Annotated in this window: 10 protein-coding genes; 6 read left to right on the top strand and 4 right to left on the bottom strand. The window is 37.8% G+C overall.

What is annotated here, in order from left to right; all coding sequences use genetic code 11:
- Positions 1-7: 7 nt before the first annotated feature.
- Both LVD47_RS04360 and miaB read right to left on the bottom strand, forming a co-directional pair.
- A complete protein-coding gene (locus LVD47_RS04360) occupies positions 8-1,291 on the bottom strand; it encodes a sigma-54 interaction domain-containing protein (protein ID WP_236974327.1) in 1,284 nt (427 codons plus the stop codon).
- Positions 1,288-2,715 carry a tRNA (N6-isopentenyl adenosine(37)-C2)-methylthiotransferase MiaB gene (miaB, locus tag LVD47_RS04355; RefSeq protein ID WP_255785020.1) on the bottom strand — a complete coding sequence of 476 codons (1,428 nt, stop codon included), beginning with the start codon at positions 2,713-2,715 and terminating at the stop codon, positions 1,288-1,290. Before miaB ends, LVD47_RS04360 begins: the two co-directional genes overlap by 4 nt.
- 679 nt (positions 2,716-3,394) lie before the next feature.
- Here miaB and LVD47_RS04350 point away from each other — a divergent pair.
- The 5 genes from LVD47_RS04350 to LVD47_RS04330 all read left to right on the top strand — a co-directional run bounded on the left by LVD47_RS04350 (position 3,395) and on the right by LVD47_RS04330 (position 9,315).
- The gene (locus LVD47_RS04350; RefSeq protein WP_236974326.1) at positions 3,395-4,135 is read left to right on the top strand and encodes a shikimate dehydrogenase family protein; all 741 of its coding nucleotides are present in this window, start codon (positions 3,395-3,397) and stop codon (positions 4,133-4,135) included.
- A gap of 52 nt (positions 4,136-4,187) precedes the next feature.
- Entirely contained in the window at positions 4,188-4,355 is a 168-nt protein-coding gene (locus LVD47_RS04345; protein ID WP_236974325.1) for a hypothetical protein, read from the top strand.
- A gap of 193 nt (positions 4,356-4,548) precedes the next feature.
- Positions 4,549-5,706 (top strand): aminotransferase class V-fold PLP-dependent enzyme, encoded by a 1,158-nt coding sequence (locus LVD47_RS04340; RefSeq protein ID WP_236974324.1) that lies wholly within the window; start codon positions 4,549-4,551, stop codon positions 5,704-5,706.
- Positions 5,699-6,154 (top strand): hypothetical protein, encoded by a 456-nt coding sequence (locus tag LVD47_RS04335; RefSeq protein ID WP_236974323.1) that lies wholly within the window; start codon positions 5,699-5,701, stop codon positions 6,152-6,154. The genes LVD47_RS04340 and LVD47_RS04335 overlap by 8 nt, the downstream gene beginning before the upstream one ends.
- On the top strand, positions 6,151-9,315 hold the full coding sequence (locus LVD47_RS04330; protein ID WP_236974322.1) for a M4 family metallopeptidase: 3,165 nt from the start codon (positions 6,151-6,153) through the stop codon (positions 9,313-9,315). The genes LVD47_RS04335 and LVD47_RS04330 overlap by 4 nt, the downstream gene beginning before the upstream one ends.
- On the opposite strand, the gene LVD47_RS04325 is transcribed toward LVD47_RS04330, so the two are convergent.
- Complete coding sequence (locus LVD47_RS04325) at positions 9,312-10,112, bottom strand: hypothetical protein (RefSeq protein ID WP_236974321.1); 801 nt, start codon at positions 10,110-10,112, stop codon at positions 9,312-9,314. The two genes, LVD47_RS04330 and LVD47_RS04325, sit on opposite strands and share 4 nt — an antisense overlap.
- A 197-nt stretch (positions 10,113-10,309) precedes the next feature.
- Complete coding sequence (locus LVD47_RS04320) at positions 10,310-10,507, bottom strand: VOC family protein (protein WP_236974320.1); 198 nt, start codon at positions 10,505-10,507, stop codon at positions 10,310-10,312.
- Between the two features lie 727 nt (positions 10,508-11,234).
- On the opposite strand from LVD47_RS04320, the gene LVD47_RS04315 reads away from it, so the two are divergent.
- On the top strand, positions 11,235-12,629 hold the full coding sequence (locus tag LVD47_RS04315) for a Gfo/Idh/MocA family oxidoreductase (protein ID WP_236974319.1): 1,395 nt from the start codon (positions 11,235-11,237) through the stop codon (positions 12,627-12,629).
- Positions 12,630-12,657 lie beyond the last annotated feature (28 nt).

The following is a 12,657-nucleotide window of genomic DNA, read 5'->3' as shown; positions in this document are numbered from 1 at the left end:
GAATGCATCATTCCAATTCGTATTGTTTGATTTTTCGATATAAGGTTCTTTCCGAAATACCGAGTTCTTCCGCTGCATCTTTTCTTTTGCCCTGATGTTTTTTCAAAGCTTTTCGTATTAGTTCTTTTTCCATATTCTCAAGCGAAAGGTTTTCTTCTACTGTTTCGGATGGATCATAGTAGTCGTCGTTTTCTTCTCTATGAATAATAATAGGTCTGTGCGAAGATTCCCCGGTACTAAATGCATTGTCAGACTTAAGTTCTTCTTTTGCGTGTTCCGGACTCACCCAATTTGTTGAATTACCAGCTTTTAGGCCGGGAAGTTGTAATACTTCCTTGTCATCTGGTATATCCAACTTATTTTCTTTTATTAAACCAAAAACAAGGGATTTAAGTTCATTGAGGTCGGACTTCATGTCAAATAGCAATTTGTAGAGTATTTCCCTTTCCTGAAATTGATCCCTCGAGTCTGTATATTGTTCTGATTTGGCGGGGAGGTATCGTTCGTTTAATTGTGGGAGTACTGAGAGTAAATCATCAGCATCTATTGTTCTTCTTTCCGACATAATAGATAACTGTTCAGCGATGTTTTTAAGTTCCCGGATATTCCCAGGCCATTGATATCGCATCAACAATTCCCTGGCATCCGGGGTAAGGGATATCGGGTCGATTCTGTACCTTTCAGCGATATCAAGGCTGAACTTCCGGAACAACATCCAGATATCGTCCTTGCGTTCCCGTAAAGGCGGCAGGTTAATCGGAACCGTATTGAGTCGGTAATATAAATCCCTTCGGAATTTTCCGGATTCAATTTTTTCAAGGAGGTTGACATTCGTAGCAGTTATAATTCGAACATCAGTATTTAATACTTTTGACGAACCTACGCGAATGAATTCACCGGATTCAAGAACTCTAAGTAGAAAAGCCTGGGTATCTAATGGCATTTCACCGATTTCATCGAGAAAAATAGTTCCTCCGTTTACGGTTTCAAAATAGCCTTTGCGGTCAGATGTTGCTCCTGTAAAAGCACCTTTATCATGCCCAAATAACTCAGAATTAATGGTCCCTTCGGGTATCGCTCCGCAATTAATAGCTATAAATGAGTTGTGTTTTCGCGCACTTTGTTGGTGGATTATTTTGGAAATGACCTCTTTGCCGACACCACTTTCACCATTAATTAATACCGTAAGATCGGTATTGGCTACGCGTAAGGCCTTTTCCAGGGCGTCATTCAATCCCTGTGAATTTCCAATGATTCCATACCTGCTTTTGATGCCCTGTAAGGTACTCATGCTTCCACTATATTTCCTATGAGTGTCGCACTGGTTGCTTCAGTAACAGTGACATTTACATAATCCCCTGTTTTGTAATGGCCTTTTTTGGGGAAAACAATCATTTTATTTTGTGTATTGCGCCCTTTGAAGTCAAGGTCGGATTTCTTGGAATCTCCTTCAATCAATACGCTAAAAGTTTTTCCAATATCCTTTTGATTGTGATTTAATGATAATTCGTTTTGCTTGACAATAATTTCACTTAATCTTTTCTTCTTGACCTTCAATGGTATATCATCTTCGTACTTTTTGGCAGCGAGTGTGCCGGGCCGTTCGGAATAATAAAACATATAAGACATACTGTACTGAGCAATATCCATTATAGTAAGCGTATCTTCATGCTCCGCGTCTGTTTCCGAACAAAATCCAGCGATCATATCAGAACTTATGGCACAGTCAGGAACAATTTCATATATTCTATTCACTTTATTGATATACCATTCCCGGTCATATGTTCTATTCATCAATTCAAGAACCCTGCTATTTCCTGACTGGACGGGTAGGTGAATATATTTACAAATATTTTCGTAATCACGAATGGCATATAATACATCGTCCGTGATGTCCTTGGGATGTGAAGTAGAGAACCGTACCCTCAGGTCCGGATGAACTTCAGCTACCATGGTCAGTAGTTTTGCAAAAGATATTTCGTGGTCACCGTCAGGACTGGCCCATTTGTAACTATCGACGTTTTGTCCCAATAGGGTAACCTCTTTATAGCCCCGCTGATACAAGTCAGTAGCTTCCGCTACTATACTAAAAGGATCCCGGCTTCTTTCTCTACCTCGAGTAAATGGTACTACGCAAAACGAACACATGTTATCACATCCTCTCATTATAGAAATAAATGCCGTAACACCATTGGAGTCCAATCGTACCGGAGCAATATCCGCATAGGTTTCTTCCCTCGACAAAAAGACATTAATGCCCTTGTCTCCATCTTCCGCAGAAGATATTAGAGTTGGCAAATCCCTGTAGGCGTCCGGTCCTACTACCAGATCTACCAAACGCTCCTCTTCAAGAAATTTTTCTTTCAGTCGTTCGGCCATACAACCTAAAACACCTACAAGTGTGCCTGGATTCTTTTGCTTCACTTTATCGAAAACACGAAGCCTTTTACGAACTGTGTCTTCTGCTTTTTCACGTATTGAACACGTGTTAATTAAAATGAGGTCAGCATGGTCTATTTCATGCGTTGGGCCGTATCCTTCTTTTTGGAGTATAGAAGCGACAATTTCACTATCACTAAAATTCATCTGACAGCCATAACTCTCAATATAAAATGCTTTATGGAAATCAGTGGTTTGCGTATTGGCATAAACTTCGCCCTGTCTATCTTCTCCGAGCATTGCGGTATCTCTTATAACATTCACTTGTTCAGTCATTCGGAATTTTACTTTAAACACTCAAACGATTCTCGTAATTCGGTCGACAAAGATAATTGTTATTTATGACAATTTGTCATCTTGCATTGGACAATCTTTAATTTTCAATGTTCAATTGGACAATGTACAATCTTTACATGACCCATATATGAGGTACAATTCTACAATTCGTAAATCCTAATCCATAATTTCAAATGGTAGGATTCGTAATACCATTATAATTGGAGTCTTCCGGATTGAATCGAGCAATCCTCTGATTCATAATAGGAAATTTGAGAATTGTTGGTGCGTGAAATCAGTGTTTTGACTTTTGATATAATTTTTTTAAAGTCATAAATTATATCAAATTAAACTGTGATTGATCAAGGAAATGATTATCACCTATTAGTTCTTGCTGATTTAAAAGTTAGAAAGGTTGCGAAATAATTAAAATATATGCACAGGGAGTTTAGGGTGACCAGGAAAACTAAGACTTTTGGATCGATAGATAAAATAAAACCTCTATTGGATAAGTTTCGAGAAACAGATTTTAGAATCACCAACAATGGTATAAAAACATGGTTCATCAAATTGGTGAATAAGTATTATCTTATTTATGTGGCAAGAATTTGTTGTTTAAGAAAAATTAGAGTAATTACATACTGGAAACTTCTTTTAAAGGAAATTCAAAACTGTTTAAATGAAAAAATTAGCCTTGCTCGGCAAGCATCTGGGACATACCTTTTCGCCCCGGTATTTTGCAGCAAAATTCGAAAAGGAAAATATTTCAGGATACATCTACGTAACAATGGAGCTCGATGAAATCACAAAATTCCCTGATGCGGTAAAAAAAGACCCTGAGTTATTCGGTTTGAATGTTACTATCCCTTACAAGGAAGCTGTGATCCCTTATCTGGATATTGTAGATAAAACTGCCAAAGCCATTGGTGCAGTGAATACTATTCGCGTGGAAAAAGACAGGTTAACCGGATATAATACGGATGTTATTGGCTTCAGACGGTCTTTGAAGAATTTTATACCGGAGGGTTTTAGTTCCAGGGCTTTGATTTTGGGGACAGGTGGAGCAGGTAAGGCAGTGAAATATGTCTTGTTGGAAATGGATATTCCTTATAAGATAGTCAGTAGGAGGGAGGTCCCGAACGGATATACTTATGGTGATTTAACCGCAGAAATGATGGAGGATTACCGATTAATTATTAATACTACTCCACTAGGTATGTTCCCGGAAGTAGATCAATGCCCGGACCTGCCATATGATGCGCTGGGGGAAGCACACTATCTATATGATTTGATTTACAATCCCGAGGAAACCCTGTTTATGAAAAAAGGTGTAGAGAAAGGTGCTAAGGTGAAAAATGGGTATGAAATGTTGGAGCAACAGGCAGAAGGTTCATGGGAAATATGGAATAGAAGGAGCTAGCATCAATTGATATATTGCGTATTTGATCTTCATCGTATAAAGAAAAGTAAATTTGGATAGAAAATTTCAGTATCGATTTTCTACCAACATGTTGGAATCGGGAACAATGCAAATTCAGGAGGAAGTACTATTGGGTAATAAGGAAGTTGGTGCTACGATAATTGTGCAGCAAGCATATACATTAATGATGGAGGGGAAAATCATTGAATTTTGTGAATAAGTGGGTTGGGTTTTTGTCAGGACCGGATCAAATGAATCAAAATTTGTATATCTTTTAAAAAAATACAAATGAATAAGGTCTTGTTGGATAGGAATATTATGATTACAAATAACAAATCTGATTTTAAAAATGTTATACAGGGTGTTTGCATACCTGAAGAATTTTTAAATTTAGAAATTTTGAATTAGGTACTATGGATTTACAACATCTCAACTTCCCGGTTCGGGACCATTATTATTTTTTCAATCATTGTGGTATTTCACCATTGTATGATGCTTGTAAAGAGCGCATGATGGAATTAATGGAAGCTCAGACAAAGTCGGGATCCATTATGTTTATGGATCACTATATGCAGGAACTTGACCGGTTTAAGAAGAATTTGTCTCAAATAATCAATACAACACCGGATCGCGTGGCTGCAATCCGAAATACAACTGAAGGGATCTCATTTATAGCGAATGGTTTTAATTTTGAACCGGGTGATGAAATTATCCTTTTTGACCATGAATACCCTGCCAATTATTATCCCTGGGTTAGATTAGAAGAAAAAGGAGTAGTGGTCAGGCGATTGGGGAATTTAAATGATTTTGAAGGAGTACCTGATCTTATGCCAGGACGTTGGTCATTTGAAGAACTTGAGAATCTTACTTCAGGCAAGACACGGTTTATTTCATTGAGCCATGTGCAGTTTGTCAGCGGTTATGCTGCGGATTTGGAAAGACTGGGTGAATTTTGCAGGAAGAAAGGAATATACCTTATTGTTGATGTGGCCCAAAGTTTTGGAGCCTTGCCCATTGATGTGAAAAAATATAATATTTCTGCATTGGCGGGATCAGGGTGGAAGTGGACAATGGGACCAGTCGGAGTAAGTGTGTTTTATATTTCGGAAGAATTGGACCGACAAATTAATAGTACTGTTGTAGGGGCAGAAACAATGGTGCAGGGACCTGATTTTCTCAATCACGAGTGGAATCCGCATTCTTCTGCGAAACGGTTTGAATATTCAACATCATCTGTGTATTTAATTGCAGGGATAAACAAATGTTTTGAGGATATACAGTTGGGACTTGGAATAGATAATATTTATAAACAAATTTTGATGATCCAGGATTTGTTTTTGGAGAAATTGGATAATTTTAGGTTTGTTCCAATCTTGCATGAGAGTATAAACCGATCGGGAATCTTGCCTTTGTATCATCCTGAGCCTGAAACGGTAGTAAAGTATTTAGAGGCAAAGAATATAATATGTACTACTCGAGGAGGATATGTTAGGATAGCACCGCATTTTTACACTAGAAACGAGGATATTGATGTGTTGACAGAAGCTTTAAATTCATACAACCATGAGTAGTAGCACAGATTTTCCCAGATTATTAAATTTTTGGGTGTTGATCATAGTCTTTTTAGTGATATTTTCTGGTTGTACTCCTAAATTATTTACCCCCGAAGAGCACGATATGGATTATTTAGCCTTTGGAAATGGAGGCGGTTTTAGTGGGAAAGTAACTACTTATTATTTGTCACCACGCGGCAAAGTTTATCAAAGGAACTCAATAGCTGGTGAGGCAAAGTTTATTGGAAATTTATCAACGGAAATTTATCAACAGATTATTTCGAATATTGAAATTACAGACCTTGTGGATAAGGAACTGGATCAACCTGGCAATATATACAGGTTTTTGGAATGGAGGAATGAGGGTATCCAATATAGATGGGTATGGAGCGCTGCAGATCAATTACCCGCGGCGGAATTGATTTATAAAAATTTGAACCAATTGCTTAAAAATGATGTGAAATGAGAAAAATTTTACCTGTATTCGCTTTCTTGGTTATTCTCATATCTTCTAATAAGGTGTTGGCCCAATGGAAAGTACCATTGCAAATGGACACATTGGGTTTACAAACAATAGCCAGGCCCTTAGATGTCAATATTGACGAGGTCAATGAATTGATCAATGGTCGGCAACGTAAGTCAGTAAAGAGACGTTCTGAAATTCGGTCAGTACAAATTCAAAAACTTCATTTGAGCCCTGATTATCATGTGCTTGAGTATGGGGCAGATGGAACACCGGAGTGGGTAGAAATTCAGGTAGATCTGGATTTGCGGTCCAAAAATAGGGTTGATGCACTTTGGGATTCATATAAAAAGGCATTTTCCATATCTGGAGAAATTGAATTGGAAACAATCAATGTCCCCAGCCTAGATACCAGGAGTAAACCGGTACATCAACGGTATAATCAGAAGATTGGAGGGCTGAAGATCTATGATTCGGAGGTGGTTTTGCATCATTTTGACAAAAAGACCGTCGTTCAAAGTAAAGTACATACGGTAAGTGATGATCTGGTAGCGGAAGATTATATGCAAACCTTAATCTCAAGGGGTAAATTAGAGTCAATCCTTTATCGGGAATTTGGTGATATAAGGGATTTGAAGGCTGATATTCCCATTCGTACAGGGATTCTACAGGAAGAATTGCAATGGTACTTTGATGCAAAGGATAACGCAAGCTTGGTTTATGTAATAGAATATATGCCGGATCTTACGAATCATTATCACGTGGTAATTGATGCAATAACCGGTGAAGTACATGAGCATTTTAATAAGGTCTGTAATTTTACAGGGGATATTTCTAGTTTTTGCTCTTTACCCCACAAAGCCAGTGCAGAACAAATTTCAGAATTTGATAAAAGAGTAGAGGGTTTCTTATCTCCGGTAGAAGGTATTGGTGAAGATTTGAACGGTACGGAATACCGGTTTCCAATATGGTCAGAAGGAAATGATTTTTACCTGATAGATGCTACTCAACCTATGTTTGACGTGGCGAGCTCTGATATGCCGTCAGATCCCGATGGGGCTATCATTACCTTAGACGGACAAAATAAAAGTGTGGAAGACGAAGATTTTAGCTTGTTTTTAGTGGGTTCTGCGTCGAATCGTTTTAGCGATAAAAGGGCGGTTTCTGCACATGTCAATGCTATTTTGAGTTACCAGTATTTTTTGAACACTTTTAATAGAAACTCCATCGACGGAATTGGAGGAAATATCTTATCAATAGTCGATGTACTGGATGAAAATTCCGAGGAAATGGACAATGCATTTTGGAATGGTGCGGCCATATTTTATGGGAATGGGAATAGTGATTTTCATTCACCGTTGTCCCGCTCACTTGATGTGGGTGCGCATGAATTAACCCATGGGGTGATTCAATCTTCGGGAAATTTGCGTTATCAGGGTGAATCCGGTGCTCTCAATGAGTCCTTTGCTGATATTTTTGCGGTACTAATTGACAGGGATAATTGGACGTTGGGGGAGGATGTAGTCAAAGGATCCGTATTTGCCACCGGCAACCTTCGAGATATGAGTGATCCCAATAATGGTGGCCGACGATTAGGAGATATAGGTTGGCAACCTAAGCATGTAGATGAGCAGTATTTTGGAGAACTGGATGAAGGCGGGGTGCATATAAACAGTGGCATTCCGAACCATGTTTTTTATCTGATTGCCAGCCAGATTGGGAAGGAGAATGCCGAACAATTGTACTACGATGTTTTGACGAACTATATGACCTTTTCTTCAGATTTTAAAGATTTGAGATACAGTGTGCTAACGGCAGCTGAAGGTCGTTTTGGTTCTTCCTCGGAAGAATATGAAATTTGTAAACAGGCTTTTGATAATGTCGGGATTCTGGAAGAATCAGAACCTTTCCAACCCGAGGAAGGAATCCTGGAAGAAAACCCGGGTGATCATTTTATGTTGGCCATAAGTGATGAAAAAAATTCCATGCAATTAATCAACTTAACAACCGGTAATACTCAAGAGATTATCAGCGGTGAAGATATTTATTCCAAGCCATCAATTACAGATGATGGCAGTTTTGGTGTGTTTGTGGACGGGGATTTTCGTATTCAGTATGTAGCGATTAATTGGAATACAATGGAATTGACCAGAGAATATCTGGAAGACAATCCTCAATCAATTTGGCGTAAAATTGTAGTCTCCAGGGATGGGCGCTTAATTGCAGCGGTCACAGAGGATCCTATCGATGAAAATATGTATTTATTCAATTTGGAAACAGGAGAGAACAGAACCATAAAGCTATATAATCCGACAACATCATCAGATTTTTTTACTACCAATGACGTACAATATATTGATGCCATGGAGTTTGATCATGCCGGAGAATATATTTTGTATGATGCATATAATGAGATAGGGGATGTGCTTGGATTTGAAAGTGCTAATTATTGGGATATTGGCTTGGTGCGGGTCTTCGACCTGGAGAATAGCAGCTTTACTGAACCGAGGGTGGATAAGATTTTTTCTAATCTGGACGATGAAATTAGTGTAGGCAACCCTTCTTTTTCGAAGAATGATATTAATGTTTTTGCATTTGATTATTACGATGAGGGGGAGGATCGGAATTATATTGGTACGGTAAATTTACTAACCGGGGATGCACAATTGATTTATGAAGGTAATACCATCCACTATCCTTCTTATACCAAGGATGATGGTTACATTCTTTTTGATTCGGAGGCAGGTATATTGGATGAAGCCTTTCAAATTCGTGCAATGGAGATGTCAGCTGACAGACTTGAAAGAGTAAGCGAAGATTTTTCTTTATTAGAAGATCATCGTTGGGCTACCCCGTTTGCCAATGGGAATAGAGAATTGATCATTACTTCTGCTGAACCCGGTATTGAATCGGCAAACTCTACGTTTGAAATAGGACCCAATCCGGCATCGGATTATGTCAAGATACGGTCACTGGATAATGCTATTACCATCTCAGAGATTACATTATTTGATGTCAAAGGGAAGCGATTGAAATGGGTAGATTTTGTAAATATATCCGGTTCTTTCCAGTTGAGTGTGCAGGGTTTGCAACCGGGGTTGTACCTACTACATATCTCCGATAAGAATGGTAAAAAGTATATTCAAAAATTGGTTATTATTTAAACACCCTTATTTTGTAAATTTGACCAATACGAATACCATGAAAATAGCTTCCAGGGTATTCCTATCCCCTTAATAAGCTTATTTTTTGGAATTTTGTTTATATCAAAAGATGTATTTGCCTCTGTGTAGTCAAATTGATATTTATATTCATTGAGTGTTACCAAGGACCGGGAAGTAATTACATTAATTCTAGTGAAAAAGCTAAAATTTTTCCTGCTTCGGTGACCTTGCCAGGACTCCCATTTTAGATTTACCTGATTTATTTGATCTTTAAAAACTTTTTCAATCTTTGTAATAGGCCAACCGAGATGCATCAACGTTTTAGTTCCTGACAGGTAATCCTTATAAGCATCGTTGATATCGTTAGTCATCTGCAGTAAACCACCTAGCGTATAATAGAAATTATATTCGTCGGTACTACATGGATGTGAAATTGATGATCGGTAAAATAACATAGCGTAACCTCCTTTTTCCTTGGTAATCTTTATCACGTCATCTTCGCATATATTTGGATTAAACTGTTCTTTACTTTTTTCTTGTGCCATTATCAATGCCGGAACTACTTCATAGAAAAGCTTTTGATTGACCCCGTATTTGATAATGTCAAAATATTGTCGACATAATAACTCCAATACATTGTTTGATTCGAATTTATCAGAAAAAAGTATGGTCTTAATCCTTTCAGGAGAACTATCCCATTCGTCGATAAGGTCGTCATAAATGCCAGTAATAATTGCTTGAGCCGTAGATGTTCTGCGGAGTTCTTGAGAGTATGCCACATTATGTAGTGAGGCCATCTTAGTATGTAAATTAATAGGGACCAATGTCCCGTAAAAGATTTCGTATTTAATTGTAGGATAATTTTCCCATTCACTGGATGTTTGTTTCCTGATGTTATTTAGTGATTCTTTGCTTAACTTTTGGGCGTAAAGGTATTGGCGAATAATTTCCCTCCCTAAGCGGGCAAAGGGAAAAACTAGATTTTTTAGTGAACTCAAAACGTCTTTCCTTCGGATTTTTTGTCAAATGGTCGATCAATAGGTTCCCACAGTTCTAATTTATTATTTTCTTGATCCAGGATGTGTATAAATTTTCCATAGCTATATTCTTCAATTTCATCGAGGATCGTAACCCCGTCCTTCTTGTGTTGAGGGACAAGTGCATCCAGGTTTTCTACTCTGTATTTAATCATAAAGTCTTTATCAGAATGGGTAAAGTACGTTGTTTTTTCATCAAACGGACTCTATTGTAAATATTGTTTTCTTCCCGTATCGATACTTTTGGAGACATACACAGTGCCATATTGATCTGAATTGAGACCCAGGTGCTTTTCTACCATGATTTTGTTTTCAGGGGGGGAATTCCACCGATACCCGTTACTTTATCCATATTGGAAAAAATATTATTGAAGATAAGTTACCAAATTTGATTTACATTTAGTCACAGCCTGACTACATCCGCAAATTTAACTATTTTTCCTCATGGGATTTTTATCCTTCCTCATCGTTACAAACGTCTCAGTCTGTATTTTGAAGATTATCGAAGCCAGTAGTTTAATCTTAAGAGCTGATTACCGGGGATCCACGAAAGTATTAATCTCAAGTATCATCTTTGTAAAGTCATAGGAGTTTTAATGTAACTCCCTTAACGGTCGAGAAAATAATTCGGGTTGGATAATGTTGGAAGTTATTTACGTTTTGTCAGGTACCAAAAGCCAAATATGCACCCTTCCCTTCCTGGCTGATTACATCTTATTAAGAATCATTTTATATTAATTGGAGATGTTCCAATATTTATTAGTACATATTGGAAAATACATATTTTTATGTAATATTGGCAAGCGCTTGCATAAAATGAAATATGTAGTTTGCGGATATATGTTTTTATAAAATTGGATTGAAGATTAAAAAATATTTTTTATGAGTTTGAACAGAAGATCTTTTTTAGAAGCGGTAAGTATGCTTGCTGCGGGAACTATGATTACCGTTCCTGCGAGTGCTTTTGGCCTGGGTAGCAGGAAATTAAAAGTTGTTTTGGTTGGAACGGGGGTTCGAGGGACAAGTTTTTGGGGTAAACGACTTGTAGAGCAGTATCCGGATATCCTTGAATTTGTAGGATTGTCTGATATTAATCCGGGGCGTCTAGAGTATGCCAAGGAATATATGGGGGTAAACTGTGATGTATACACAGATTTTGATAAGATGCTTCAGGAGAAAAATCCCGATTTGATAATCGTTACTACAAAGGATTCTACACATCATGAATTTATTATAAAGGGATTGGATTATGGTTGTGATGTTCTAACGGAAAAACCATTGACGACTGATGAAGTTAAATGCCAGGATATTTTGGATGCTGAGCGCAGATCAAATAAAAAATTGATCGTTGGGTTTAATTATCGTTGGAGCCCATATACTACAAAGATTAAAGAACTATTAAATGATGGGGTAATTGGAGATATTACCTCTGTAGACTTTCACTGGTATTTAAATAATTATCACGGTGCGAGTTATTTCAGACGGTGGCATGGATTGCGTCAGTCTGGAGGTACTTTGTGGGTTCACAAAGCGACACATCATTTTGATTTGTTGAATTGGTGGTTAGATTCTGACCCGGAAGAAGTATTTGCATTTGGTGATCTGGAACACTATGGGACGAATGGACCGTTTCGAGGCGATAAATGCCGTACCTGTAATCATAAAAATGAATGCGATTACTTTTATGATATTACAGAGAGCGAAAGATATATGAAATTGTATGTAGAAAATGAAAAATACGACGGATATATCAGGGATAATTGTTTGTTCAGACCGGAGATTAATATTTATGATAAAATGTCCGCTCAGATTAAATACGCAAATAATGCGGTTGTCAATTATTCTTTGACGACTTATTCTCCTTATGAAGGCTGGAGAATAGCCTTTAATGGAAGGAAGGGAAGGATTGAGGCATGGCAAGACATTCCATATTTTGACAACGATTCATTGGATCAATCAGCTCTCCATGCTGCCGAAATGAATCAGGGAAATTCTGATGTTGATTTTGCACCTGTAATTGTTCATAAAAACTTTGAGGATCATTCTGTAGAACAGGTGAAATTTGAAAGAGGTGGTCACGGGGGTGGAGATAAAAGGTTGCACGATAAAATTTTTGTAAACCCCGAAAGTCCGGACCCATTAAAACATACTGCCGGCGTAAGAGACGGGGCCATGTCCATTTTGATTGGTATAGCTGCCAGAAATAGTATTGAATCGGGAAAACCCGTACGGATCGGGGAGTTGACAGACCTTGTACCAAGGGCGAAAAGAATTTAGATATACCATTAATTTCCTACATATATTC

Source organism: Membranihabitans maritimus (assembly GCF_021729145.1).
Lineage (GTDB): Bacteria > Bacteroidota > Bacteroidia > Chitinophagales > Saprospiraceae > Membranihabitans > Membranihabitans maritimus.
The sequence above is the reverse complement of the archived record's forward strand: the minus strand, read 5'-3'. Positions and strand labels throughout refer to the sequence as shown.